Source organism: Legionella genomosp. 1, from assembly GCF_900640215.1.
GTDB lineage: Bacteria > Pseudomonadota > Gammaproteobacteria > Legionellales > Legionellaceae > Legionella_C > Legionella_C quinlivanii_A.
On record NZ_CAAAJH010000002.1, the window covers coordinates 229,087 to 255,637 of the forward strand.

Genomic DNA, 26,551 nt, shown 5'->3' on the forward strand with positions numbered 1-26,551 from the left:
GAAGAACTTTTGTTGACACAGAAGCTTGAACCCTAACTAGGCACCATACTGCTGCGTTTTTCCTCTGCATTTTTTCCTTGCAGCAGTAGCTGGTATTCCTCGGTTAAATTGTTAAATTCATCATTGAGCACTTTTATTCCAAGCTTTTCCCAAGGTGTATTTTTTAATACTGGAGCATAGACCTCACCCAATTTACTCCTGAAAGTCGCAAAAATCTCCAGTGCATCGTGAACCGATTCAGGGTCAATTAATCCAAGTCCTGAATGTATAGCATGATGGCAGAGTTTGTAAAATATGGATTCTTTCAGATCTTTTTTCTTCATTTGCTCTGAGCACATAATATAAACTGCGAGCAGAGAGTGGCTCAACATACCGTTTAATCGGATTCGCATATGCTTTACTAAATCTGCCACGTTGTCAGCATCTTTTTCAAATTCAAAGCGTTCAGCACAATATTCAAATACACTCATCAATTCTCTCGGCACCAGGGTTTTTGCCCAGGCTAGCATTGCATCTCCATCATTAAACGGACCAGCAGAAGCTGCCTGAGTTTCTAACTGCTTAAACATTTCCGAAATTCTGGTTTCACAACTGACTAAAGAATTTTTCATGGATAACACAAAATGAATATATGGAATTTGCTTTTTTATGTCATGATAGGTTTTATCTTTATTAATTTTTTCTTTTGCGTTGGATATAAATCCCTCTAATTTGAAAAAATATTGCGCCTTTTGATCACGGACATGCGGCAAGGCTTGCCAGGTAAATTCAGTTGTTTCCGTTTTGTAGGCCTGATTTAAAAATCGATGATAGGCTTTCAAATATTCTTTTAAAGCATAAGGATGTTTCTTAAAATACTCAGACAAAGACTTGGCATCTGTGATTGTGTTCTTTTCTATATCCAGAATTTTTCGTAATTTTGTATATAAAACACTATTTTCGCGATCCCAGAAATACCATGCATTATATCCTGTATTCATTCGAAAGAATCGATCAAATATTGCCCCCATCAGAATATCTCTGCACTCCGCTTCATATTCATCACGATCAACATTTTGCGCCTTTGCTCTCTCTTCAATTTCCTCGGGTCTGGGTAGTAAGGCCATCGTTTGAATGAGCAGCGTTACATATTCTTCATTAGTCTTATAGCTTTTAGCCGCGGCTTCCGCATAATCTTTTTTTAATTTATCTAATTGCTCAAACAAATATTGATAAGTAGGCGGAGTATAGCCTCTGGCTTTTTGAACAAAATCCTTCTTTAGCGAAGCTGTTTTCTCTAACAGATGCGATAAGGTCGGCTTACGATATCCCATGAGAGCTCCTTTTAACAATAATTAAAAATGCCGCAATTCCAGCTAATCTTTTCTTCCTCGGGCTCCGCGCATAGCAATGCATGAATTAAACTTTGGGTATCCAGTGGGAAAGCTAGCCAGGTAGGGTTTAATTCCACTGTGTTTTGATTATCATTTAGCCAGGTAAAATAATGCCGCAGGGACAGCAGTGCGCGGTCATAATACTCTCTTTCCAGGTCGTGGATGTCATCCACTCCCAGGTGATTACGCATTGCGTTAAACAAAGATTTATCCCAAATCCACTCTACCGGAGTGTCGTGGCGCTCCCATATAAATATATACATACCCACTAATATATCGAATTTCAGCCTTTCGCTGGCGGCTTTATAAAAATTCAGACTTTCTGCGACCAGCTTCAGAAGCTCTGCATCATTCAGATGTTGAATATTGATTCGATTTAAGGGTAAACAGGAGCCAAAAAATGTACCGAACAACCCAGTGTTATTGCTTTGAGTTAAATCCGCAGGGAGTTTTATTGCTTTTTTTTGCAGAACTTTAAAATCTGACATGGCATCCCTCCACAAGCATCCACTCGCAGCTAAAAATCAGCGACGTTGCTAATCCCAATCCATAGTTTCCTTGGGAACCTTTTTTTTTATAACAATCTGTTAAAGATTTTGCAATATAAATAGTCGATTAACCCGGTTTTTATAGGTGCAAAAAGCAAGCCAGCAAAATTGTAAGTTGGCAACCTGATTAAATAGGGGGCTGAAATATCCGGAAATTATTCAATAAGCGCAACTACGTCACTCCCACCGGGCTTGTTGCATAGAATAAAACAATTAACTTGTCGTCTTTGCGAACGAAGTGAAGCTATCCAGATCGAACCTTGAACAACGTTATGTGCTGGATTGCTTCGCTAACGCTCGCAAAGACGGTTTTGTGCGCCTATCTTCATTTTATCACGTCCTCCGCGCCAACGGATGACTGCTGTTCTAACAAACAGCGTCAACCACGTTGGGCAATAGCTGCGGTCAATTGCTGATGAATATTGTCAAACCCGCGATTACTCATCACCAGAATGGCATCGCCAGACTGACTGTTAATCGCTACTTCGTTGACAATTTCAGTGCTGGTAGGAAGAATTTTATAGCTAAAATTCCAGTTTTTAACCAAACCGTCCAGATTAAAATGCTGCGGCTTTAAAATAATAACCTTGTCAGCCTCTTGTAAAGCGTCTCGAATTTTATCGCCATGTACACCCATTTTCATGGTGTAAGAAGCAAATTCCAGCACGACCGTGATGCGCTTATGGCGCTGACTGTTCTTCAAAGCCTGAATGGTTTTACTGATTGCGGTCGGATGGTGGGCAAAATCATCATAAACGGTTATGCCATTCTGATCGGATTTTACTTCAAGCCGACGCTTAACTGGACGAAATGATTCGAGCGCCCTGGCAGCAACCGCTGGATTAACACCAGTATGAGAACTGGCCGCAATGGCTGCCAGACCATTTTCGACATTGAAGCGGCCTATCAACGGCCAATTCACCTCTGCCACGACCTTGCCATGATGCCAGACACGAAAAGCACACCCGGTTTCATCGAGTAACTCGGCACGCCATTGTGCATCGCCATTCAAAGCTAATTCTTCCAGTCGTGAAAATACCCCTCTTTCTACTACAGCATTCAGCGCTGCATCATCGCGAGGCTTGAGAACAACTCCTTTGGCAGGGATTGTTTTCAAATAATAATGAAACTGTTGCTGAATAGCCTCCAGATTGGAATAAATATCCGCATGATCAAATTCAAGATTATTTAACAAGGCGATTTCGGGACGATAATGCATGAGTTTCGGGCGTTTATCAAAATAGGCGCTGTCATATTCATCCGCTTCAATAACAAACCATTTACCCTTGCCCAGACGATTGCTGGTATTAAAATTGGGAGCGACTCCACCAATCAGAAATCCTGGTTCCAGACCGGCCTGATCCAGTATATGAGCAAGCATTGATGTGGTTGTTGTTTTTCCATGAGTTCCGGCAACTGCAAGTACCCGGTATCGGCTGAGAATATGCTCTGCAAGCCACTGAGGGCCAGAGGTGTAAGGTTTATCTGCATCGAGAATCGCTTCTAGTACAGGCATGCCGCGTTTAATTGCATTTCCTATGATAATACAATCTGCCTTCAACGCCATTGATACATCACCATAGCCCTCAACCCAGTCAATTCCTTTGGCTTCGAGCAAATCACTGATGGGCGGATAACAATTGGCGTCGCTGCCAGTTACGGTAAATCCCGCTTCCCTGGCCAGTAGTGCCAAAGCACTCATAAATGTACCGCTAATACCAAGTATATGTAGATGCATTTTTTTCACCGGATAAAAGAAAGAGTTAGAAGGCTGAATGCCATTAATCCAAGGCAAGCTAGAATACCATTAACAAAGCTTAAATCCAAAGCATGCCGATAGATATTGGCAGTCACTAAAAATTGCCAACCGGTTAGGAAAAGTGCCGCCACTAAGTAAATCAACAGCAGAAGCAGCATAAGAAGATTGTTAATTTGCTCGCCAAGCATAATTTGCGAGAAAAAAATCAAGGGAAAGGCAAGTAAATGAATGATTAGATAGGTCACATAGAGTGAACTGACCGTTTGGACTAGTCGTTCTGATTTTCCAGCCAGATATAAAAGAAATAAAGTATAGATAAAATAAGTCCCAAGAAGGATGGCTGCCGCCAGAAAGGGTACCTGAAAGGCCTGCTTTTTTGGGGCCACTAAAGACCACTGGACACTAACGACAATAAAAAAAAGAAGCGTCAAAATCACTAGTAAATACAATGAATACGGCGTTTGGGCCGGTGATTCTTTTAAAGTAGTTACTTTCCAATATCGCTGCAAAATATGTTTCCACATGATCATCCATTAATTCTGCGCCAAAGTCCTGATCTCGAAAAGTTTAACAGCTGAGCAGATATTTAAATTATAAGCTCTGCTCAGGCTATTAAGTCAACAGTCTTTAAACTAGGCCTGTTGTTTCTTTTTTCTGAAAATTTTGTCCTGAGCAACCACCGGCTGCTTCCAGGGGCCTGAAATCTTGTAGGTATAGCCGCTGATTTTCTGCATTCCCTGATTAATAATTTTACTGGCCACCCAGGTCGCCAAACCAACAACCGGCCCTCCGGCAATGGTAGCGACAATTGGCAGGCTTGCAGTGATATGCGGAGTCACCCGCAAATCAAGATTATAAAGCTGACGGGAAATATCGAGATTCCCTTTCATGCTCGCATAAGCTATTGGACCATCAATATAACTGTCCTGAGTCGTCATCATCCCCTGGGCAATGTTGAAATTTCCTTCAAATATATCAAAACTATATCCATCATTCGACAAATCACTAAAATCCAGTTTTAATCTTCTTGGTATGGTTTGCAAACTGAGAATGCTTAATAGTTTACCCAGTCCCAGTTTTTCTTCTGTATCCGAACTCAGATGAGTTATACGCCCGTTTTTGAGAATAATCGACATATTACCTTTGAGATTATCGATGGAAAAATCCTGAAAACCTCCCGTCCAGTTTCCTGAAAAGCGAATAGCTCCCTCCTGTCCCTCAACCACCGGACTGATATTAAACTGTTCCAGTCCTTTGGCCAGGTCGGTAAGTTCCACATTACTTTGAATTTCGGTTTTACTGCCATTTTGCTGAGGGGACCATAATCCCTTTGCCGTCATTTGATAAGCAGGTGACTTCAAAGTACAAGAATCGATTTTCCAACCGGATCGTGTTGAAATCGCCTTCAAAGTCATTTTACCCAAACGCCAGTCGGCAAATCGTAAATCGTTAATGCTCAATTCCATATTGGGCATATCACTGATATCCGGATTACAGGAAGCTCCTTCAACTTTTTTATTTTGACCCAGAATCAATCGGTTGAAACTGCCTTTAATTAAATTGAATTTGGGATCATAGTTCAGGCTGGCATCCATCTCTTTCTGATTAATTCGGATAGCCCAGCTATCCTCTGGCGTTTTGCTTGCCTTGATGCCAAGATCATTATATTCATAACTACCCACAATTGCTTTTTTCAGGTGAACATTAATAAAAGTCACTAGTCTGGCTATTCCCTTTTGATCATCCGCTTTGGTTTTGGCCAACAGGTTCTGCCACTGCTGCAAATTAAACACGGGCAAAGTACCCGCAATTTGCAGGCCCTTGATCTTCTGGTCAGCACGGCCGTTGCCAAATAGAATACTACCCTTATCCAGATGAAACTCTTTTTTCTTTCCGGCAAAATTCAAACTCGCCGACAGGCGTTTGTCATAATCCATATTCATTTTAACGGCTTTCTCAGGATTGAACTGAATATCCAGTGTAAGCGGTGCTTTACTCATCAAGGTTTTGCCGAATGGCGCAGGAAGATTAATACCAACACCCTGGAGATTTGTCTTGATTAGCAAATGATCCAAATCACTTGGATCGTCAGTAAGAGTCAGTGTACTTTCCAGCCAAAGCTCACCCTGCATCAATGAAAATAAGGCCAGATTCAATTTATTTTTAAGCAATTCAATGCTCGTTTTCCCTTTCAGTCTGACTTCGGTATAAGGTTTACCCTTGCGCACGGATTTAATTAAAATACTGACCGGATTTTGTAAAAGCGAGGCTTTCAAATTACTATCCAGAATGCCTTCCTGATCAAACTGCAAATTACCGCTGACGCCGCTTAACCGCAAATCCTCCAGACTGTGATGAACTGTTACCTCATTATTATCAAAGTCTACATCGCCCAACACCAGGATCTCGTCATTTTCCGGATATAATGGCGCTTCCAATCGAAAATCGAGGCTGAGATCACCGCTCATCTGCAGCATTTTCAATGTGGCGAGTTTCTTTTTAAGCGGAGAAGCCAAAACATAGGCCAATCCTTTTCTGGAGTCTGAATTGACTTTGGCATGCAAGAGCAGGGTTTCCCGATCGTGGCCAATGTCATTGACACGAAGATTGGCCTTATCCACCATGATACCGCGCAAATTGGCATGCACCACATCGACATTAAGCGAGCGTCTGTCAATAGTAAGATAGGCCTCGACATTGCGGGTTATAGGCCAATGCCTGGCATAATACAGGTCGACTCCTCGCAGATGACCTTTAACCAGAAATTCGCCGTTATTCTGATCAAATGGAAACTCTGCGACAGGGCCATGAAGATGAACTTCAGCCACCATATGATCAATTTGTTTAATTCCCTGCTTCAGCCATAAATCCAGTTTCGGCTTTAGCTTGCCTGAGGGAATGTATTTCAACCATTGCTCACCCTTATTGCCCTCCAGCTCTGCAGTCAAATCCAGATTTCCCCTGGATTGCTTACTTATCCCAGACCATTTACCCTCGAGCTTAAGCAACAGATCAGGATGCTGCAGTACCATTCGCTCAATATCAATCGTTGTTTCCTGATTCACGGTTTTCCAGTCAAGCGCCGCATTGGCCAGCAATAATTTGACTGGAGGCTTATCTTCAACGCGGATCACCGCATCTTCACTATCCAGTTCAAGACGACCTTGTCCTGGCTGCCATTGAAGGACACCAGAAAAATTATCAATACCAGGCACTGTTGCCGAATTTTGCCAGCCCAGCTTACTAAAACGAGAAAGAAACCAATCCGGTTGGCCCTGCTTTATCACCAGCTGTGTATCGCTCATAAAACCAATTGGATTATAGGAGCGGATACTGGAAAACTTTTCAGTCAACTGATTTGGCAAGCTTTCCAAAGCAGAGGCGATATTGAGCTGTTTAATATAGGTCTTATAGGCGTTCCTCTGCGTATCATAGCTGATTTCAAAGGAGTTTTTTGGCCACTTAGTTCCATTTAAACGTAAAACCACCTCATCGCCTGTTAACTTCCAGCCGGACTGGGTTAATGTCCAGGCGAGGCTGGCTTTAAATTTCTGAATTGTATTTGTTTTGTCATTCAGCAGTTCTCGCCATTGAATCTGCTCTAAATTCAGTTTGGCCTGAACGGTTTGCACCTGTCCTTTTTTGATATCGATCCAGGATTTTAAATCGCCCGATCCTTTAAGGTCTTGCTGCAGATTTTGCGGCAGCAAACTGGTCCACTGTTCAAATTTCCAATCCTCTGATGCAAAATAAATTTGGCCCTCGGTCTGCGCAAGATGATAAGGATCAATGGATAAATCAGCGATCAACCGGAAACTAGTCGGCATATTCTGTTCAAGTGCCGCCTCACCGCGGATGCGGTAGCGATCCGCTTTTCTGGAAACTACCAGATTAAAGCGTTTCACTGGAATGACGCTGCCATTTTGCAGATGAATCTGGGTGGAGAAATGCTTGATAATAATTTTTTGCTGATTAAGTATCCAGGCCAGAACTGGTGTATAGACAGCAGGATCCAGTTTGAACTCTCCATTACCCAGGTTTAAGCCTTCTATTGACCATTGATTATTGTTTTGACGGATATCCAGATTCAGATCATCGACATAGAGAACACCGGGCTGTATCTGCCAATGCCACAACGAGCCCAAAAGATTAATACCTACCAGCAGATTTTTTAAATGAATAGCACCCTCTTTGCCATCGGAAACGCTGACCTGCTTCAATTTAATAACCGGCTCGAACCAGTACCATCCCGTCTCCATTGTCTGGATATGAACAGGCTCTCCTACCAGGGCAGACAAATGCTTCTCGACTTCTGTTTTATACTGCGAGGCCCAGGGAGTCAGAGCGCGAAACAGGCTGGATATCACTGCCGCAGCAATAATCAATATCGCCAAGGGTAAACGGCAGCGTTTTAAAAGTTTAGTCACCAGTTTTTTTTGAATGGGTTATTGAACCCTTACTATACCATTGCTTGAGCGCGTACTCATCACTTTCTTTCTGATCCAGACGTTCTTGCTCGCTTTTTTTCTCGTCATACAGCTTTTTCAGCAGCTCAAGCACTACATCCTGTTCTGCTTTAGCCTGAAAATAGGTTTTTTCAAGTTGCGATCGCTGTTTCGCAAGAGAAGCCAGATGCTGATTCATTTGCCCTAAGGCCTGATCCAGTTGCGTGATAAATTCGATACGGTTTCGCATACGTCCGATTTCGCAACCAGCATTGCCCAACTGATGCAACTGCTCCACATAATCCTGACGATAAACCAGTAATTGCTCATGTTTGGTTTTGCCGGCATGAAACTGATCCCGAGCCAGCTGCCAGTTTTTTGCAGCTTCCAAAACTGCCTGCTCTCTGATTTTAAGAATTTGCAGCAGCTGATTAATAGGTGCCTGACTCATAGTTTATTTTTCCAAAATTGCGGCCAACTCCCTTAGCTTTGACAAACTTTCCTCTTGATTAACACACTGATTCATATCCTGAGAAATATAGTCTCTTATCTGATCGCGGCAAAGTATGGCCTTATCCAATTGCTTGTCCGTTCCCTTTGTATAAGCTCCCAGCAGGATCATATCCTTATTTTTTTCATAAATAGACAGATATTTTTTTAAAACAAGCATAGCCTTTATCTGGCTTTGCGGCACAATGTTTGGCATAACCCGGCTGATGGATGCCTCAAGATCAATTGCGGGATATTGCCCTGCTTCCGCGAGGCTTCTGTTTAATACAATATGTCCATCCAGAATCGCACGGGCGGCATCCGCAATGGGATCCTGCTGATCGTCCCCTTCCGTAAGAACAGTATAGAATGCAGTGATAGAACCTCCCCCTGGCATGGCATTTCCTGCTCGTTCGATCAATTGGGGGAGTTTGGCAAATACCGAAGGTGGATAGCCTTTGGTTGCCGGGGGTTCGCCTATAGACAATGCAATTTCCCTTTGGGCCTGTGCAAAACGAGTCAGAGAATCCATCAGCAACAATACATGCTTGCCCTGATCCCGATAATATTCCGCGATACTGGTAGCAACCATTGCGCCATGCAGACGCATCAAGGGACTTTCATCAGCCGGTGCCGCGATCACAACTGCCCGTTTTAAACCCATTTCGCCAAGATTAGTTTCAATGAATTCTTTTACCTCGCGCCCGCGCTCTCCAATTAAACCGACCACCACCAGGTCAGCAGCAGTGAATCGGCTCATCATGCCCAGCAATACTGACTTACCGACGCCGCTGCCGGCAAACAGGCCAATTCGCTGACCTCGCCCAATGGTTAGCAAGCCGTTAATTGCTCGAATCCCGACATCAAGTACTGTATCAATGTTAGCTCTTTTTAAAGGATTGACGGGGGCACTAATGAGAGGATAATTCTCAATAATTTCAAGCTTTTCCCCGCCATCAATCGCTTCTCCGGCTCCATTCAGAACTCGGCCCAACAGCTGGGCTCCTACTCTTACCTCAGCAATCCGCCCGGTGGGCGTTATGAGCATGCCAGGAGCAATTCCCTGAGTATGACTAATCGACATCAGATAGGAGGCATCATCATCAAAACCGACAATTTCTGCCTCAACACGCTCTGAAGCAGACAATTTGACCCAGCATAATGCTCCTACAGGTTGTTGAAATCCGCGGGCTTCAAGAGTTAAGCCTACCGCGCGGCTTATTCTGCCGCGTCGAAGCAAACCGCTTGCAGAGCGATTTCTTAATCGTTTTAAAAGTGGAACCAGGCGGGATTCATAATGAATCATAGAAATCATCCAGGGAATTATCATCACTTGAAGGGATGCTCATTTCTAGACTGAACTGCTCAGAAAATAATTGTGCAAATCGCGCTTTAAGCCGCCCATCAAGCTCAGTGTAGGCACCCTTTAAATAGAAATCCCCGCGCATCAGATTAGCATCTTCTTGTAAAATATCGGTGATTACTGCTACTTTTTGCTTATCCAAATGATTTTTTAACCATTCGACGTCCAAAGGATGCATGGTCAGCTGCTTATTTCCTTTAACGGACGGCAATTCCTTCTTAATCTCTTCAACCAGACACAAAATCTTCTCAGGATTACAGCTCAACTCAAGCCCGATGCAGGATTCACAAATCCAGAAAATGGTTTGCACAATTTCGTCACATACTTCCTTATCCAGCAAACGGATGGGGTTTTGAAAAAAATCAATCCATTCCAGTAATCTGGATTTAAGCGACTCTATTTCAGAAACAGCATTTGCCATGCCTTCCTTATATCCCGCCAAGCGAGCCTCTTCCCGTAAACGCTGACACTCCGCCTCAAAAATTGCCTGTGTATCAACTTGTGAGGGCGGCGATTCGGATACAGGTGCTTTTAAATCCCAGGGGCAAAATTCATTTTGACTGGCGTTTTCATGGAAGGGTTCAAACTCTTTTTCCATTCGCTGTCATCCCTAACTTCAACAGACATGCGGGCTAGTATCACAAAAAAAACTTTTGAAAACAAATTAAATTTTAAGGGCATAAGCACAGCTGTCTGCCACTGTAATCCCTGCTTACAGCAGCTTGTCTGAGGCAGCCCACTACCGCACTACCACTAATTTTTGTCCCTCCCGCGAAGGCGGGAATCGTTCCCCCATGGCATTATAGCTAGCTCAAAGATGGTTCCCCGCCTTCGCGGGGAGGACAGTTTAAATTTACAACAGAGCTTAACTTAATGGTAGTGCTTCACCACCGCAAGTATGGTCACTACTCTTGGTCAAATGAATCATCCTGATCTTTATCGAATCACTTAAGCAAATATTAAGCATTGAAAGCTTATAATAATTAGAAGCGGTTTATAAGCACTGAGGGGACAATGGCTATTACGCTCAAAAATCTTGAGTCCATTGACCAATCCATTCAAAAAGAATTTGAACAATGGATTAAAAGCCATGTGCCTGAAACTGTCAAAGATACCGACCAGATAAAAACATCCCAGTATAGCATCTTGAACTACCCTGCGTTATGGTCCGGCGCACGGTTGTTTGAAACACGAATCAACGCAGCTAAAAGCAAGGAAAAACCCGCTTCTGAATCAATTGATGAACTCATTGAAAAATCTAAAAAAGCAAACAAGAAAGACGAGAAGGCTTTAAAAGAGATCCTTGCTTTTGAAAAATTATTCAAAAAGCAAGCTGAATATTTTAAAGAAAAAGCGCTGATTCAATTTGTTAACAAAACCATCGATGATCTATCCATCGCGAATGACGATGCAGCCAAATCAATTAACCAGATTAAAGATAAAATACGAAATCTTTTTTCAGCCAATGCCTTACTGAAATTACAAAGACGATATGATTGCCTGCAAACTCATCGACAAATCAGTTTACTTTGTCAGGAATTGCGAACTTTTGCGGATGCAAAAAATAAAGACGCCCTCGAAACGATTATTCAGCTGGAAGTCCTGGGAAAACGAGTGATCGATGGGCAATATGAACATGCCAAAAAAATGACCCTGACGGAGGCTATTGGTTACGATGTGGCTACAGCAACCTCTCTAATCGGATGGGTCACCAGCTTTCCAGCGGCCATTCTTGGTTTGGCAGGAATCTTTTTTCCACCCTTGCTTGTACCCGCCGGGATCATTGGTACGATAAGCTTCATATCCTATGCAGCCTCTATTATTTCAGTTGCCAATATGGCGCATCAGGCCTTTGCCTATGGCCGCTCTCCCCACCCCAGAGACTTTTGGTGGATGGTCATGGATGTGGTTCTGGCACCGGTAAACCTGGCCGGTGGTGCTATCTTTTCCTCATTCGCCAATTTGGCAAAACCAATTAAGCATTTACCGAATGTGATCAATATAATTGGCGACTGGTGGAATAATGTATTTTCCAATATTCTGCCTGATGTATTTTTTGTTAAAGACTCCTATGAAGATAGCAAAAAGATTGGGGCTACCTATACTGCTCGCGGCCAGTTACGAAATTCGCCAACGGCCAGTTCCTGGAAGCAAATGGGAAGCGCTCTTTCGCAAATGGAAAGTGATGCAGCGTCAAAAATCCGAAATACCAAAGAAGAAATTGCTCTGGTAAAAGCAGACAGCAAACGCAGGCCTGTAATATCAGAAGTGGTTCAGGACAAGGAAGCCTTGTTAAAAAATCTTAAAGAGCAGCTTGAGGATACTCCTGATTTTAAAAGTATTTATCAAGCCCTGGACGATTATTTTGGACTGGAAAGCAAACTACCCAAATCACATCAGTATGTTAATACTAGGGAATATCGGGAAGAAATTTATCGCAAATCCTGTGCTTTGGTTAATCTTCTTGAAGCCTGTAATCAACTGACCAGCGGTAATCAGGAACTGGCCGAACCCCAGGGACTTATTAACCAAATTGCTCAGAATGCCAGAGTGATTGAACAACATTTGAGTGATACTTATCAGAAATTACTGAGTTCCGGACCCGCTGGCGAAACCGCGGCTCACAGCAGAGACTTTGCCTTCGTTAGATTATCCAGTACTACAGAAAATCTGCAGTTTGCTAAAAGCCATCAGGCGGGCATTCTTCTTTGGGATAAGGGATTCATGGGAACTAGAACATCCAGGGAGGCAGAGGCTGTTCTAAAGGCAGTAAAAGCCTATAAAGAGTTAGATCCTGATGTCTCCAGAACTCTGCGATTATCTGCATTAAATGCTATTGCTGAGCAATGCAAAAATTATATCGACCTTAATAAAGCTAATCCAAAGAAAGGACGACTCCAGTATGTGGAAAAACTTGCTGAAACAGTGAAGAATGAAAAAGCAGCTCTGGAAGAGTTTTCCGCAGAAGAGCCTGTTTTGGTGGAATTTAAGGCGAAATAAATGCCTCTTCTCCCAGAGTAAGATTCTAAATCATCTCATCCCCGCCTTTCGTTCCCAGGGCAATTTTCCCTTCTTCAGCAAGACTTCGAGCCAGGGCAAGTATATCGCGCTGTGCTTTCTCGACCTCACTAACCTTAACAGGACCTTGCATTTCCAAATCATCTCGTAACAAATCAGCAGCCCGCTTTGACATATTACCAAATATTTTGTCCTTCACCGGTTCCGTAGTGCCTTTCAATGCCAATAAAAGTTGCTCGGAGGGTATATCACGAAGAAGGGTTTGCACACTGCGATTATCCATATCTACAAGGTTTTCAAAGACAAACATTTTGTCTTTTATCTTCTCACAGATTTCCTGATCCCAGGCGTTTATTTTTTCAAGCACTTCTTCTTCTACGGAGCCTTCCAGAAAATTGATAACATCAGCTACTGTTTTAATGCCTCCTACCGAAGCTGTTTTACTAATTTTTTGTCCGCTTAATTGCTTTTCAATCACTTTACCAAGCTCAGAAATTGCCTCTGGCTTGACGGTATCAATCGTGCACATGCGCAAAAGGACCTCTGCGCGTTTCTCGCCCGTGAAATAGCTGACCACTTCGGCAGCCTGCTCGCTATCCAGGTGAATTAAAATGGTAGCGATAATCTGTGGATGTTCGTTGCGGATTACATCTGCAATAGAGCGTCCATCAAGCCATTTTAATCGGTTCAGACCGCTGTCTTTATCAGAAACTAAAATCCGGTCGATAAAGGGCGTGGCTCTCTCCTCACCCAGTGCATTGATTAATACCGTACGAAGATAGTTTTCCGCATCGACGGTGAGGCTGGTTTGTTCTTCTATAGCGTTTAAAAATTCCCCCAGCACATTTTGCATTTTTGCCTTACTGACACTGCTCAAAGTCGAGATTGCCATTCCAACCTTTTGAACCTGACGAGGCTCCAGATGTTTTAACACTTCAGCAGCATTTTTTTCCCCCATGCCGAGTAATAAAATGGCCGCTCTTTCTATTCCATCCATAACATTATCCTCGATCTACCCAGGTCTTGACCACCTGCGCAACCCGCTTTGGTTCTTTATCCACCACCTGGCGCAATAAAGCCAGTTGCGTTTCATAGTCATTGGCATTTGAAGGCAGCATGCCTTGCCCCTGATAGGTCAGTTCACTTTGCTGCTCTTCCTCAACCTCTTCAGAACGGTTGCTTGCAAGGGTTTTGAATAAAGGACGGAACACTCCGAAGACCAGACCAAGAACAAATAAGCCCCCTAAACTCTGCTTTACAATGGACCAAAATGTGCTGGTCTGCCAAAAATGAGGTTCAGGGATAGGTTCAATAGGATCAGGTTTTACAAAAGTACTATTCACTACATTAAGACTATCGCCTCTTTCGGTGTTAAGACCGATTGCGTCTGAAACCAGCGCCTTGACCTGATCCAGCTCTTTAGCCGTTAAGGGCTTTAATACCATTTTTTTGGTTTTCGGATCCAGCACCGGGCGGTTATCAATCAACACAGCCACTGTTAAACGTTTAATACTGCCAGGCTGATTTTTGGTGTGGCTCACAGTCTTGTCCAGCTCAAAATTCTTGACTACTTGTTTCTGCATATCATTGGAATCGGTTTGCTCTTGGCTGGCCGGGGTGTTGGGCGCATTTTTATTTTGCCCTTTGCCCTGTAAATTAGCGTTCTTAGGAGGAGAGTTAGAGAGTGAACCGGCAACCCCGCCTGCATTGGCTGTTTTGCGCTGCTCTTCTACCAACTGCTCACTACGTACCGCACCGCCATCAGGATTATAGAGCTCCTGAGTCTGCTCGAAATCGGTAAAATCAATATCTGCTGAAACTTTGGCCTTTACTTTTCCAAAACCAAGCAAGGGCGTTAAAATGTCCTGTATTTTCTGAGCGTATTGCTGCTCCAGAGTCTGACGGTAATCAAGATATTTTTCGGAACTGCTGAACACAGAACCGCCACCGCCCTCATTTAATAATTGCCCATTTTGATCAACAACAGTCACTCTGCTTGCCGACAAGTTGGGAATACTCGAGGCAACCAGGTTAATAATGGATGCAATCGCCTGTTTTTTTAACTCCACACCGGGATAAATATCAATGAATACTGAAGCGCTGGGTTCGCGGCTATCGCGTACAAAAGCCGATTCCCGTGGAATGGCAAGATGAACACGCGCCGATTTAATATCATGCAACTGGCTGATGGTTCTGGCTAACTCGGCCTCCAGTGCCTGTTTGTATCGGGCATTTTCCATGAATTGGCTGGTGGTAAATGTATTTCCATTCGCAAATAATTCTGAAATTGGGTTATTACCACGCGGCAAGCCTTCAGCCGCCAGTTTTAAGCGCGCAGTCTGCACATCACTGCTGGGAACCATAATGGTGCCATAGGTTTCATCCAGCTTGAAAGGGATCGCATTGCGTTGCAATGTATCCATCACATCGGTCGAATCCCGCGGACTTAACTGACTGTACAATGGCATATAACTCGGCGTGCGTGACCAGAGAACAACAGCAACGCCAATTGCCACACTCGCTGCAAGCCCAATCATCAGGCCTAATTGTTTGGCAATGGGTAAGCGGGTAAACTTTGTGGCCGCATTGGCCGCAGTATCAGCCAAGGCCATGACATACTCCTGTCATTATTAACTTACTTCCTGTATAGATTGCCCGGATTAGACCGGCATATTCATAATATCCTGATAAGCCTGAACCAGTTTGTTTCTGACTCTGAGTGTTGCTTCAAAAGCTATATTCGATTTTTGGGCTGCTATCATAACATCCCCCAGGCTTACATTGGCAGCGCCTACCTCAAACTGATTTCGCAAATGATCCGCTGTCTGACTCAGCTGATTAACCTCTCCCATCGCATTGTGAAAAATGTCACCAAAAGAGGTCGTAGCAGGAGTCAGTTCGGGGGCTTTTCCCTGCGCTTCAGCAGCCATGACTCGCATTTGATTAAACAGTGAAACCGTATTCACATCAGTCATTTCTTTTTACCTGCGTTTTTATTTAACTGATACAATCCGGGCTTGTGCCAGATTACACCTCATATCCTTCTTCTCTCATCTTGGCTAATTTGTACCTTAACGTTCTTTCGCTGACACCAAGCGCTCCAGCGACCTGCTGACGATTACCATTATAATCTTTCAATGTTTTTTCGATAAGACCATATTCGTGATTCTGAAGGTTTTTTGCCTCTGTCTTTTTAACCGGTTTGTCCTTGTTTAAATCCGGTAATTGCAGGTGAGCTATTTCAATCACCCCATGCGTTTGCAAGACAAGCGCTCTTTGCACCACGTTGTCCAGCTCTCTGGCGTTTCCTGGCCAGGAATAATGCAACAAAGCCTGTCTTGCTTCTTCACTCAACACAGGAATTACGGGGAAGTTATCCTGACAATGGCGTCTGATCAAATAATTTGCAAGCGGAATGATGTCGCAAATCCGTTCCCGAAGCGGCAGCCAGTGGAGGGGAAACACATTCAGGCGATAATAAAGGTCTTCTCTGAAGCGCCCCGCTTTTACTTCTTCCAATAAATGACGATTGCTGGTAGCAAGCACTCTCACATCAAGATTGATCATCTTGTTGGAACCTATGCGCTCCACCTCTTTTTCCTGCAGAACACGCAGCAATTTGGCCTGCAGCGCAAGACTCATCTCACTGACTTCATCGAGTAGCAGCGTGCCTTCCTGGGCCTGTTCAAATTTTCCGGGTGTTGATTTATAGGCCCCGGTAAACGCCCCTTTTTCATAACCGAACAAAGTAGCTTCAAGCATTTGCTCGGGAATCGCAGCACAGTTTATCGCCACAAACGGTTTTTGTGCGCGCGGTGAATGATCATGGATGAAATGGGCAAGAACTTCCTTGCCCGTTCCACTTTCTCCACTAATCATTACGCCCACATCCGACTGCGCCACTCGTAAAGCCATAGAAAGCAAGGCCTGGCTCTTAGGATCCATCGCAATGGGCTGGGAATCATCTTGCATAAAGGCTGGTTTAATATAGCGATTGATTTTTTCTGCCAGTAAATTAGCGCTAAATGGCTTTTGAAGATAATCAACGGCGCCATTGCGCATAGCACTGACCGCGTCTTCAACAGACGCATAAGCGGTCATCAGAATCACCGGAACGCCGGGATTGCGCCTTTGTATCTCCGCAAGAAGTTGCTGTCCGTCAACCCGATCCATTCGCACATCACTGAGTACAATGGCGGGACTATGTTTTTCCAGCATGGCCAGTGCTTCTTTACCGTCTTTGGCAGACAAATAGGAATGACCTGCCAGGTTCATTGTTTCTGCCAGTGCTTCCCGCAACACTGGGTCATCTTCTACAATTAACACATCGCCCATACCTATTCCTCAATTAATCGTTACCAATAAATGACAACGATATCTGTTCATAGAATCTAAACATGTCATAAAAAACAAGATGCTTCAATAACTAAATGAAAGTAATCATTATTTACCAGGGGATATCCAACTCAATCGTCGAACCCTCTCCCTCTGATGTCTGTATTGTTGCCCGCCCCTTATGAGCAGCCGCAGCTGCTTTGACAATGGCTAAACCCAGGCCTGTACCCTGAGCGCGCGTGGTAAAAAAGGGCGAAAAAACCTGAGCTTTGACTTCCTCAGACATCCCCTTACCATCATCATTTACTCTGATTACAAAGCCGGAGTTGCCTTCATTCGGCAGCATATCGACTCTAATATGCCCAGCTTCCGCCTGAAGACTGTTATTTACCAGATTTAATACAGCTCCAATCAGGGCTTCTTCGTGCAACAGACATCGGCGTGCAGGTAGTTGGTTATTTATTTTCCATTGTACAGTTTTATTTTCTAACAAGATATATATTCTTTCCTCTAATACCTTGCCCCATTGCTGAAGATCAAGAGACTGCTTTTCCAGGCGCTCTCCACGGGCAAACAGCAATAACTCCTCAATTTGCTGCTCAATAGCGCTATGACAGGCCTGCAGCCTTGATAACCACAGCTGGCTGCGCTCCTCAAATTTTTGTGTAGTACTCAGATGTTCGGTGTATAACATAGCTGAAGCCAGAGGGGTTCTAATCTGATGGGCAAGCTGCGCAGTCATACGCCCGAGCGTCATAAGCTGATTCTGATTTTCCCTGGCATGTTCATATTCACGGGTAGCGGTGAAATCGGTAAGAATAATTAACTCTCCTGGCGGGGTGGAAAGTGATGAAATGGATAGATGTACGCGGCGGCCATTGACAAGAGAGACTTCCAGACCGTCATCTTCTTTGGGGGCAAACACCTTATCGATAACACCTCGCCACTCTTGCCCGGTCATATCTTCTTCAAGAAGATCAATGGCAGCCTGATTCATCCAGGCAATAAGGCCCTGACTGTTCAAAACAATTAATCCTGTAGGCACACAGGATAGAATTTCTTTGATTGAGATTTCGGATAACATGCGCTGGTTTGTTGGATAATTAATTATTGAATGTATCAAAACTTAATTAAACTAAACAGAGCTTTGGAAATTATCCTTTTTTCCTATACTCCTCATCCAGCTGGCGGAGAAATTTAAGCTTTTCTGCGATTTTTATTTCTAAGCCTCTCGGAACCGGAACATACCAGTGCGGTTCTTTCATTCCTTCAGGCAAATAACTTTCACCTGCTGCATACCCATGAGGCTCATCATGCGCGTAACGGTATTGCTGACCATAACCGAGCTTCTGCATAAGAGCTGTGGGCGCATTGCGGATGTGCAGTGGAACTTCCCGCGATTTATCTTTTTTAATAAAATCTCTGGCTTGATTATAAGCCATATAACCTGCATTGCTTTTTGCTGCAACAGCCAGATAAATCACGGCTTGCGCCAGTGCCAGCTCTCCCTCGGGAGAACCCAGACGCTCGTAAGTTGCCGCTGCGTCATTGGCAATCTGCATGGCTTTGGGATCGGCAAGACCAATATCCTCCCAGGCCATGCGAACAATACGTCTTGATAAATAATAGGGATCCACCCCTCCATCAAGCATACGGCACAGCCAATACAAGGCCGCATCGGGATGAGAGCCGCGCACGGATTTATGTAAAGCGGAGATCTGATCATAGAAATTCTCCCCACCCTTATCAAAACGCCGCGCCGCAGGGGTGAGCATTCTCAGCAACTGCTCATGGTCGATTAAAGAATGGCCTTCCAGTTTGGCAGCGGAATCAATCTGCTCGAGGAAATTATACAAACGCCTGCCGTCACCATCCGCCATTCCAGTGAGAGCCGCCAGTGCTTCTGCATCAAATTGAATCTTGATAAAACCCTTATCCTGTGCACGCTTAACCAGCAGCCCGAGTTCCTCTTCACTTAAGGATTTCAACACATAAACCTGTGCTCGGGAAAGCAAGGCATTATTGACTTCAAACGAAGGATTTTCAGTAGTCGCACCAATAAAAGTGACCAGACCCGACTCAGTGAAAGGAAGCAAGGCATCCTGCTGTGATTTATTAAAGCGATGAATCTCGTCAATAAATAAAATAGTCTGACGCTGGTGATATCGATTTCGTTCGGCTTGTTCGACCGCCACCCTGATATCTTTCACGCCGGCTAATACCGCTGATAAGGCTATCCATTCACAATCAAAGGCTTTCGCTGCGAGGCGGGCCAGCGTGGTTTTACCGACTCCGGGCGGTCCCCAGAAAATCATGGAATGCGGTTTGCCTGAGCTAAAAGTAAGACGCAGCGGCTTGCCTTCCCCCAGAAGATGGGTTTGGCCAACAACTTCTTGCCAAACTTCAGGCCTCATTCGTTCGGCAAGCGGGGTATGGGATTGCTCTGAAAATAGGTTCATTGCTCGACTACGTCAACACCTTTAGGCGGCTTAAATTGAAACAGACTGCTTGCCAAACTGGGATTATTTTTAATATTAGACAATTGAACGCTGGTGTGCTGCCCTAATTGATCAAATAATTCAATATTAGTTAATTTATCCCCCTTGAAAACCAGTTTAAGCTGTTGAAAATTCTCCTTCGGCGATTTAGCTTTAAGACTATAAACCTGTTTACTGCCGTCAACAGCGGCGCTCACATCAAAATCACGGGTAACGGTATTATCATAACCGCTTAAAAATAAACCGGCCGTGCCACCCAGCCCCTTCTGTTGTTTTTTTACAGTGACCTGCTCAAGATCGACATCATAAACCCACATTTTTTTACTGTCAGCAATTACTAATTGCTCCATTGGATCCTTGGTCTCCCAACGAAACTTGCCCGGTCTTGACAACGCCATTGTGCCAGAAGTCTGTGAAACTTCTCGCTTACCTGCTTTTACTACCTGATTAAAACTGGCGCTCATCGTTTTTAGAGCATTCAGTTTTGCCTGCAGTTCCTCACCGGGTGATTGACTAAAGGCTGTGTTCATTAGAAAGCATAATGCGAAACTCATTAATTTTTTCATACTTATTCCTCATTGACAGACGATACCAGGACATCACGAAATCCCCCTTCAAGAGGACCCACTATGCCTGTTCTTTCCATTTCTTCAACCAGTCTCGCAGCCCGGTTGTAGCCTATCTTCAAACGGCGCTGAACCGAGGAGATGCTGGCTTTACGGGTTTGAAGCACAAACTCAACTGCCTGATCATAGAGCGGATCAGAATCCTCTGTATTCTGACCGCCCCCTTCTTCCCCTGGCCCTTCAGAAGGATCGAAGGTTTGAGTAATTTCATCGATGTATTCCGGTTCTCCACGTGAGCGCCAGTCATCTGCGACACGATGCACTTCCATATCATCGACAAATGCGCCATGAACGCGCAGGGGTGCCCCGGTTCCAGGCGCGAGATATAACATATCCCCATGTCCCAATAACTGCTCCGCTCCCTGCTGGTCAAGAATAGTGCGCGAGTCAATTTTTGAAGACACCTGAAATGACATTCTGGTCGGAATATTGGATTTAATCAAACCGGTTAACACATCGACAGAGGGCCTTTGAGTCGCCAGAATCAGATGAATTCCTGCCGCTCTGGCCTTTTGAGCAATCCGGGCGATTAATTGCTCAACTTTTTTGCCGACAACCATCATCATGTCCGCGAGCTCATCAATGACCACTACAATATAGGGCAAAGGCTGAAGCGCGGGAGCCTGTTCATCCACTGAATCGCTGGGTTTCCAGGTAGGATCTGTCAGCACTTCACCTGCTGCTGCAGCCTCAGTAAGCTTGTTATTAAAACCTGCGAGATTGCGAACGCCCATAGCCGCCATTAAACGGTAACGGCGCTCCATTTCGGCAACGCACCAGCGCAGGGCACTGGCGGCTTCCTTCATATCGGTCACCACTGGAGTCAATAAATGAGGAATACCGTCATAAACTGACAGTTCCAGCATTTTGGGATCCACCATAATGAGACGCACCTGATCGGGAGATGCTTTGAAGAGCAAACTTAAGATCATGGCATTAATACCCACTGATTTACCAGATCCAGTGGTTCCTGCAACCAGAAGATGAGGCATTTTTGCCAGATCGACCACCATAGGATGTCCGGCAATATCCACGCCCAAAGCTAAGGCCAAAGGCGAATGAGCCTGCTGGTAGGTGTCGGATATTAATACGTCTGATAAACGGACCATGTCGCGATGCTGATTGGGCAGTTCAAGACCCACAACAGTCTTGCCCGGTATCACTTCAACAACCCGCACACTGGTCACTGATAATGAGCGAGCCAAATCCTTGGCCAGGGCACTCAGCTTGCTCACTTTAATGCCTGCAGCCAATTGCAATTCGAAACGGGTAATAACCGGTCCTGGGTGCACAGCAACCACATCGGCCTGAATGCCAAAATCGAGTAAATGCTGTTCTACTTCCCGGGACAATCCTTCCAGCTCCTGATGGGTAAATCCTCCCATTACTTTGCCTGGCTGTCCCTTGTCCAGTAAAGATAGTGAGGGCAATCCAGGTGTAACCGGCGGTTTACTGACCTTGGGCTCTCTGGCTGCTTTAGTCACAGGTAATGTATCCAGTGCAGGACCAGAAACTGATGCAGTTGCTGGAACAGAACTTAATGCCGCTACAGCAGCAATGGAGGGCTCGACTGGTTTTTTTTCTTCTACAGAGACAGATGACGGCATTAACACAGGTATATTTTTATCTCTGGTCTCTCTTTTTTCTTTCTTTTCTCTAATCAGAGAGCGGCTGACTACAGCTTGTCCGGCTGATTCATCGGCTTTCTTGCGAGCGGGTAAATAGTTTGTCAGCGATCTCAGGCCGGCAATCATTCGACTGATTGCCCGACTGCTTGTACCAAGCCCTCTCACTGTTTTTCTTCCCAGCTCAAGCGTGTAATATCCCAGTGATTCTACTGTCTGAATCCAGGAAATGCCGGTGAGAAATGTTACTCCCACCAGTAAAATCGCTAATAAAAGTAATGTCGCTCCATGCAAATTCAAGGCATAGTTAAACCCATCGGCAATGAAGTTTCCAAGCACGCCCCCTGCGCTTTGTGAGCCGTCAATAGCCGTAATACCGGGTTCCAGACTTAGCAGGCTGCACCCGCCAATCATCAGAAAAATCAAACCGCTGCCTCGAATCATCAGACTAAAACGGCTAATCGCTTTAAACGCTTTCTGATCCTGCATAATGGCCCAGGCCAGGTAGGCAATACACACTGGCAGGATGTAGGCGAAATAGCCAAAAAGAAGATAAAGAGTATCTGCAATGTACGCACCTACCGTACCACCGGCATTGGCAATCGGCACATGACTGCGCGGCACATGCGTCCAGCCGGGATCAGTCACACTATAGGTTGCCAGTGAGAGCCAGATAAACAGCGAACAGGTTAATACGAGAATAAAACTACCCTCGCTAATCCGATTTCGTATAAATGGTGGCAGGTTTTTTTTAAGGGCACCAGTTTGCCGCCCGGATTCTTGTTTTGCCATAGCTATTTTAAAATCTGTGTTTTTGTCATACCATTTGCCATCTTACCATAATTCGCGAGGAAGGCAGAGATGATTAATCGCAATCACCATCGCCTGATAATTCTTGGCTCAGGCCCGGCAGGCTATACCGCGGCTGTCTATGCAGCACGCGCCAATCTGAACCCTGTATTAATCACTGGCATGCAGCCAGGAGGACAGCTTACCACAACTACCGATGTGGACAACTGGCCAGGAGACATCGAAGGCCTGCAAGGCCCGGCATTGATGGATCGCATGCAAAAACACGCAGAGCGCTTCGACACCAAAATTATTTTTGATCACATCGTGAAAGCGGATCTTGGTCAAAAACCATTCCTTCTCCAGGGTGACAGCGAATCCTATACCTGCGATGCGCTGATTATAGCCACTGGCGCCTCTGCCCGCTATCTGGGTCTCGAGTCGGAAAGTACCTATCAGGGGCGCGGTGTTTCCGCTTGTGCGACCTGCGACGGATTCTTTTACCGCAACAAAACCGTTTGCGTCATAGGAGGCGGTAACACCGCTGTTGAAGAAGCGCTTTATTTATCCAATATTGCGGCTTCTGTTACGCTTATCCATCGCCGCGACAGCTTAAGAGCAGAAAAAATTCTGCAGGATCGTCTGTTCGAAAAGGCCGAGCACGGCAATATCAAATTACTTTGGCATAACACACTGGATGAGGTTATCGGTGACGGCATGAAGGTAACCGGAGCTCGTGTCCGCAATGTTAACACCGGTGAAATTCAAACGCTCAATCTTGACGGTGTTTTTATTGCCATTGGACATGATCCCAATACCAGCCTGTTTAAAGGCCAACTGGATATGAAAGAAAATGGCTATCTGATTATCCGCTCAGGTTTGGAGGGTATGGCCACGGCAACTTCTATTCCCGGCGTGTTTGCCTGTGGGGACGTGGCTGATCACGTGTATAGACAAGCCATTACGTCTGCCGGATTTGGCTGCATGGCTGCACTGGATGCCGAAAAATATCTGGATGATCTGGGAGAATAATTATTTCTGATTTTTCTGAAGACGGTGAAGACTATTCATTCCCTGATCCGGAAAGCAGTGATAAGCAGGGATTATTAGCAATTGGCGGCGATCTGTCGCCTGCACGATTGCTATCTGCCTATCGTCAGGGGATATTTCCCTGGTACGAACGTGGATGCCCAATTCTTTGGTGGTCTCCTAACCCCCGACTAATTCTTTATCCCCAGCAATTCAAGTTAAGCCGCAGTCTTGGAAAGAGCCTGAAACAACCCCATGAATTGAAAATTGATTCTGATTTTAAAGCGGTGATTCAGGCTTGCGCAACGGTAGAGGCCCGCGAAAATAACACCTGGATAACCAAGGAGATGCAAGCGGCCTATATCCATTTGTCTGATATGGGATTTGCTCACAGTTTTGAAATCTGGCGTGACAACCGCTTAATTGGCGGGCTCTACGGCATTAGTATTGGAAAAGCGTTTTTTGGGGAATCCATGTTTCACTATGAACAGGACGCCTCCAAAATGGCGATGTATTATCTTAGCCAGACCCTTTTAACTCAGCATTTCGATTTTATCGATTGCCAATTACCCACAGCTCATCTGATAAGCCTTGGAGGCACTATTATCAGCCGCAAGGAATTTCTGCACCGGCTTAAAGAGGCCATGCAACATCCAACACTTCGGGGGAGCTGGGCTAAATTGGCCAGTAACCATTCAACCAGCCCATTTGAGTAAGGAAGAGGCACTCGCAAACAGTTTTGATTGCCATTTTTTTTATTTTAGTGCACTATCTTGCTTTTATTTGTTTGAAGCAATTTTGAGAGACTTATGGCAAAAGAAGATCATATTGAAATGCAAGGCACAGTTATAGATACATTGCCTAACACCATGTTTCGAGTGGAGTTGGAAAACGGGCATATCGTTACGGCTCATATTTCCGGACGCATGCGAAAAAACTATATCCGTATTCTGACCGGTGACAAGGTAAAGGTTGAGTTAACTCCATATGATTTGACCAAAGGCCGTATCATTTTTCGCGATAAAAATTAGAAAAGTAGATTCGCTTCTCCAGATAACTCCCTTCTTCTTAAAACCCTACCTTAAATCCTCTCTCCCTCAGGGAGAGAGTTAGAGAGAGGGGCTTAATATCAACCCTCACCCTAGCCCTCTCCCAACTTGGGAGAGGGGATTTCTATTAAAAGGAAACCTTCCTTAAATCCTCTCTCCCTCAGGGAGAGAGCTAGAGAGAGGGCTAATCTCAATCTTCATCCTAAAAGAAAGGATAGTTAAAGGTATCTTCTACTTTCCAGCAACCATCATGTTCTCAATTAAAATCGATCCACAACGTGTGGCGATATTCGGATTAATATCACTGCCTACTGCCGCGATGTTTAAAAACATATCCTTGAGGTTGCCTGCGATGGTTACTTCTTCGACTGGAAATTGAATTTCTCCATTTTCAATCCAGAAACCGCTGGCTCCGCGGGAATAATCGCCAGTCAGCCCATTAACTCCCTGCCCCATCAGCTCTGTGACTAATAATCCTTTATCCATTTGCTTAATCAGCTGCTGCAAATTACCTGCAGTGGAGTCAAGCGTCAGATTATGGACGCCGCCCGCATTAGCCGATGTTTTAAGGCCCATTCGGCGGGCTGAGTAGGTACTCAGTGCATACTGTTTAACCCGTCCATCCTCAACAAACACGTTATCGCGGGTAGGAACGCCTTCACTATCAAAAGGAGAACTGCCCAGAGCGCGCAAGAGATGAGGTTGTTCGTAAATTTTAAATCCTTTGGGAAAAACCTGCTGATCAATCGAGTCCATTAAAAATGAATTTTTCCGATAAAGATTTGAACCGCTGATTGCATTAATAAAACTGGATAACAGACCGCTGGAAATACGGGAGGAAAACAGGACTGGTACTCGCTGCGTACTGATTTTCTTCGCACCCAGTCTGCTGATAGTTCTCTCCACTGTATTAGCAGCCAAATATCTGATATCTGCAAGATCGCCAGCATTCCGGGCCGTTGTATAATCATAGTCCCTTTGCATGGCTTCATTTTCCTGAGCAATTAAAGAGCAGCTTAATCCATGCCGGGTGCCAACCAAAAATCCTTCTCCGCCGCAAGAATTGGCAAAACCATGACAGAATTCATAGGTAGAGAGATTGACCCCATCTGAGTTACTAATGCGCTTATCCAGGGATAAGGCGTGAGATTCGCAGGCTAATGCCATTTCAATAGCCTGAGCAGGGGTTATTGACCAGGGATGATGGAGCTCGAGGTTGGCATATTGATTAGTCATCAACTCGCTGTCAGGAAGTCCGAAACAGGGATCAGCCGCACTGACTTTAGCAATTTCACAAGCTGCAGAGACCAGCGAATCAAGCGCTGCAGGCGATGTCTCGGTGCTGCTTGCACTTCCTTTCCGATGTCCAAAATAAACGACCAGGCTAACCCCTTTGTCATCATTAAAAGCGACGGTTTCTACTTCCCCCATCCGCACATCGACCGAGAATCCGCTATCGTGATTGACAGCAACCGAAGCATCAGAAGCGCCCAGAGCTTTTGCGCGGTCCAGGACATCTTTCATCAACTCGGATAACTTCTCGATTGACTTTTGTTGTAATTCATTGCTATTTTGCGTTGTTATTTGCATGGCGGTTTCCACTGC

General features: G+C 44.8%; 21 protein-coding genes. 4 read left to right on the forward strand and 17 right to left on the reverse strand.

Annotated elements, in window-relative coordinates; all coding sequences use genetic code 11:
* Nucleotides 1–32: 32 nt before the first annotated feature.
* The 8 genes from E1O89_RS03215 to E1O89_RS03250 form a co-directional block, all read right to left on the reverse strand.
* The gene (locus E1O89_RS03215) at nt 33–1,313 is read right to left on the reverse strand and encodes a hypothetical protein (protein WP_133138909.1); all 1,281 of its coding nucleotides are present in this window, start codon (nt 1,311–1,313) and stop codon (nt 33–35) included.
* An 11-nt stretch (nt 1,314–1,324) separates the two neighbouring features.
* The gene (locus E1O89_RS03220; RefSeq protein ID WP_133138910.1) at nt 1,325–1,861 is read right to left on the reverse strand and encodes a hypothetical protein; all 537 of its coding nucleotides are present in this window, start codon (nt 1,859–1,861) and stop codon (nt 1,325–1,327) included.
* Between the two features lie 439 nt (nt 1,862–2,300).
* The gene (gene mpl / locus E1O89_RS03225) at nt 2,301–3,659 is read right to left on the reverse strand and encodes a UDP-N-acetylmuramate:L-alanyl-gamma-D-glutamyl-meso-diaminopimelate ligase (RefSeq protein ID WP_133138911.1); all 1,359 of its coding nucleotides are present in this window, start codon (nt 3,657–3,659) and stop codon (nt 2,301–2,303) included.
* Nucleotides 3,660–3,664: 5 nt separating this feature from the next.
* Nucleotides 3,665–4,204 (reverse strand): hypothetical protein, encoded by a 540-nt coding sequence (locus tag E1O89_RS03230; RefSeq protein ID WP_112218247.1) that lies wholly within the window; start codon nt 4,202–4,204, stop codon nt 3,665–3,667.
* Between the two features lie 108 nt (nt 4,205–4,312).
* On the reverse strand, nt 4,313–8,107 hold the full coding sequence (locus tag E1O89_RS03235; RefSeq protein WP_165483047.1) for a YhdP family protein: 3,795 nt from the start codon (nt 8,105–8,107) through the stop codon (nt 4,313–4,315).
* The gene (locus tag E1O89_RS03240) at nt 8,100–8,576 is read right to left on the reverse strand and encodes a flagellar export protein FliJ (protein WP_112218249.1); all 477 of its coding nucleotides are present in this window, start codon (nt 8,574–8,576) and stop codon (nt 8,100–8,102) included. The genes E1O89_RS03235 and E1O89_RS03240 overlap by 8 nt, the downstream gene beginning before the upstream one ends.
* Before the next feature lie 3 nt (nt 8,577–8,579).
* The gene (gene fliI, locus E1O89_RS03245; RefSeq protein WP_133138913.1) at nt 8,580–9,920 is read right to left on the reverse strand and encodes a flagellar protein export ATPase FliI; all 1,341 of its coding nucleotides are present in this window, start codon (nt 9,918–9,920) and stop codon (nt 8,580–8,582) included.
* On the reverse strand, nt 9,907–10,575 hold the full coding sequence (locus E1O89_RS03250) for a flagellar assembly protein FliH (RefSeq protein WP_133138914.1): 669 nt from the start codon (nt 10,573–10,575) through the stop codon (nt 9,907–9,909). The genes fliI and E1O89_RS03250 overlap by 14 nt, the downstream gene beginning before the upstream one ends.
* Before the next feature lie 416 nt (nt 10,576–10,991).
* Between E1O89_RS03250 and E1O89_RS03255 the strand changes: the two genes are divergently transcribed.
* Nucleotides 10,992–12,977, forward strand: a complete 1,986-nt coding sequence (locus tag E1O89_RS03255) for a hypothetical protein (RefSeq protein WP_133138915.1) — start codon at nt 10,992–10,994, stop codon at nt 12,975–12,977.
* A 25-nt stretch (nt 12,978–13,002) separates the two neighbouring features.
* On the opposite strand, the gene fliG is transcribed toward E1O89_RS03255, so the two are convergent.
* From fliG to E1O89_RS03295, 8 genes are all read right to left on the reverse strand, one after another.
* On the reverse strand, nt 13,003–13,992 hold the full coding sequence (gene fliG / locus E1O89_RS03260; RefSeq protein ID WP_058507509.1) for a flagellar motor switch protein FliG: 990 nt from the start codon (nt 13,990–13,992) through the stop codon (nt 13,003–13,005).
* Nucleotides 13,993–13,996: 4 nt separating this feature from the next.
* Nucleotides 13,997–15,607: a flagellar basal-body MS-ring/collar protein FliF gene (gene fliF / locus E1O89_RS03265; protein WP_133138916.1), complete on the reverse strand. Its 1,611-nt coding sequence runs from the start codon at nt 15,605–15,607 to the stop codon at nt 13,997–13,999.
* A gap of 48 nt (nt 15,608–15,655) precedes the next feature.
* The gene (fliE, locus tag E1O89_RS03270) at nt 15,656–15,970 is read right to left on the reverse strand and encodes a flagellar hook-basal body complex protein FliE (protein ID WP_058507511.1); all 315 of its coding nucleotides are present in this window, start codon (nt 15,968–15,970) and stop codon (nt 15,656–15,658) included.
* 52 nt (nt 15,971–16,022) lie between these two features.
* Nucleotides 16,023–17,330 (reverse strand): sigma-54-dependent transcriptional regulator, encoded by a 1,308-nt coding sequence (locus tag E1O89_RS03275; protein WP_133138917.1) that lies wholly within the window; start codon nt 17,328–17,330, stop codon nt 16,023–16,025.
* A gap of 112 nt (nt 17,331–17,442) precedes the next feature.
* A complete protein-coding gene (locus E1O89_RS03280) occupies nt 17,443–18,414 on the reverse strand; it encodes a sensor histidine kinase (RefSeq protein WP_133138918.1) in 972 nt (323 codons plus the stop codon).
* A 70-nt stretch (nt 18,415–18,484) separates the two neighbouring features.
* Complete coding sequence (locus E1O89_RS03285; RefSeq protein ID WP_133138919.1) at nt 18,485–19,789, reverse strand: replication-associated recombination protein A; 1,305 nt, start codon at nt 19,787–19,789, stop codon at nt 18,485–18,487.
* Nucleotides 19,786–20,394, reverse strand: a complete 609-nt coding sequence (gene lolA / locus E1O89_RS03290; protein WP_133138920.1) for an outer membrane lipoprotein chaperone LolA — start codon at nt 20,392–20,394, stop codon at nt 19,786–19,788. Before lolA ends, E1O89_RS03285 begins: the two co-directional genes overlap by 4 nt.
* 2 nt (nt 20,395–20,396) lie before the next feature.
* Complete coding sequence (locus E1O89_RS03295; RefSeq protein ID WP_133138921.1) at nt 20,397–22,871, reverse strand: DNA translocase FtsK; 2,475 nt, start codon at nt 22,869–22,871, stop codon at nt 20,397–20,399.
* 69 nt (nt 22,872–22,940) lie between these two features.
* Here E1O89_RS03295 and trxB point away from each other — a divergent pair, with 69 nt between their 5' ends.
* From trxB to infA, 3 genes are all read left to right on the forward strand, one after another.
* Nucleotides 22,941–23,900, forward strand: a complete 960-nt coding sequence (gene trxB, locus E1O89_RS03300) for a thioredoxin-disulfide reductase (protein WP_133138922.1) — start codon at nt 22,941–22,943, stop codon at nt 23,898–23,900.
* 2 nt (nt 23,901–23,902) lie between these two features.
* Nucleotides 23,903–24,613 carry a leucyl/phenylalanyl-tRNA--protein transferase gene (gene aat / locus E1O89_RS03305; protein ID WP_133138923.1) on the forward strand — a complete coding sequence of 237 codons (711 nt, stop codon included), beginning with the start codon at nt 23,903–23,905 and terminating at the stop codon, nt 24,611–24,613.
* A gap of 93 nt (nt 24,614–24,706) precedes the next feature.
* The gene (infA, locus tag E1O89_RS03310; RefSeq protein ID WP_025386155.1) at nt 24,707–24,928 is read left to right on the forward strand and encodes a translation initiation factor IF-1; all 222 of its coding nucleotides are present in this window, start codon (nt 24,707–24,709) and stop codon (nt 24,926–24,928) included.
* Nucleotides 24,929–25,177: 249 nt separating this feature from the next.
* On the opposite strand, the gene pmbA is transcribed toward infA, so the two are convergent.
* Complete coding sequence (gene pmbA, locus E1O89_RS03315) at nt 25,178–26,536, reverse strand: metalloprotease PmbA (protein WP_133138924.1); 1,359 nt, start codon at nt 26,534–26,536, stop codon at nt 25,178–25,180.
* Between the last annotated feature and the right edge of the window lie 15 nt (nt 26,537–26,551).

Bases quoted from the DNA above. Each gene is read 5' to 3' on its own strand.
- fliE (WP_058507511.1), bottom strand. From the start codon at position 15,970: ATGACTGATGTGAATACGGTTTCACTGTTTAATCAAATGCGAGTCATG.
- E1O89_RS03230 (WP_112218247.1), bottom strand. From the start codon at position 4,204: ATGTGGAAACATATTTTGCAGCGATATTGGAAAGTAACTACTTTAAAA.
- E1O89_RS03295 (WP_133138921.1), bottom strand. From the start codon at position 22,871: ATGGCAAAACAAGAATCCGGGCGGCAAACTGGTGCCCTTAAAAAAAAC.
- fliG (WP_058507509.1), bottom strand. From the start codon at position 13,992: ATGGATGGAATAGAAAGAGCGGCCATTTTATTACTCGGCATGGGGGAA.
- E1O89_RS03285 (WP_133138919.1), bottom strand. From the start codon at position 19,789: ATGAACCTATTTTCAGAGCAATCCCATACCCCGCTTGCCGAACGAATG.
- trxB (WP_133138922.1), top strand. From the start codon at position 22,941: ATGATTAATCGCAATCACCATCGCCTGATAATTCTTGGCTCAGGCCCG.
- E1O89_RS03250 (WP_133138914.1), bottom strand. From the start codon at position 10,575: ATGGAAAAAGAGTTTGAACCCTTCCATGAAAACGCCAGTCAAAATGAA.
- E1O89_RS03220 (WP_133138910.1), bottom strand. From the start codon at position 1,861: ATGTCAGATTTTAAAGTTCTGCAAAAAAAAGCAATAAAACTCCCTGCG.
- E1O89_RS03275 (WP_133138917.1), bottom strand. From the start codon at position 17,330: ATGGGCGATGTGTTAATTGTAGAAGATGACCCAGTGTTGCGGGAAGCA.
- E1O89_RS03255 (WP_133138915.1), top strand. From the start codon at position 10,992: ATGGCTATTACGCTCAAAAATCTTGAGTCCATTGACCAATCCATTCAA.
- fliI (WP_133138913.1), bottom strand. From the start codon at position 9,920: ATGATTCATTATGAATCCCGCCTGGTTCCACTTTTAAAACGATTAAGA.
- E1O89_RS03280 (WP_133138918.1), bottom strand. From the start codon at position 18,414: ATGTTATCCGAAATCTCAATCAAAGAAATTCTATCCTGTGTGCCTACA.
- mpl (WP_133138911.1), bottom strand. From the start codon at position 3,659: ATGCATCTACATATACTTGGTATTAGCGGTACATTTATGAGTGCTTTG.
- fliF (WP_133138916.1), bottom strand. From the start codon at position 15,607: ATGGCCTTGGCTGATACTGCGGCCAATGCGGCCACAAAGTTTACCCGC.
- E1O89_RS03240 (WP_112218249.1), bottom strand. From the start codon at position 8,576: ATGAGTCAGGCACCTATTAATCAGCTGCTGCAAATTCTTAAAATCAGA.
- infA (WP_025386155.1), top strand. From the start codon at position 24,707: ATGGCAAAAGAAGATCATATTGAAATGCAAGGCACAGTTATAGATACA.
- pmbA (WP_133138924.1), bottom strand. From the start codon at position 26,536: ATGCAAATAACAACGCAAAATAGCAATGAATTACAACAAAAGTCAATC.
- lolA (WP_133138920.1), bottom strand. From the start codon at position 20,394: ATGAAAAAATTAATGAGTTTCGCATTATGCTTTCTAATGAACACAGCC.
- E1O89_RS03215 (WP_133138909.1), bottom strand. From the start codon at position 1,313: ATGGGATATCGTAAGCCGACCTTATCGCATCTGTTAGAGAAAACAGCT.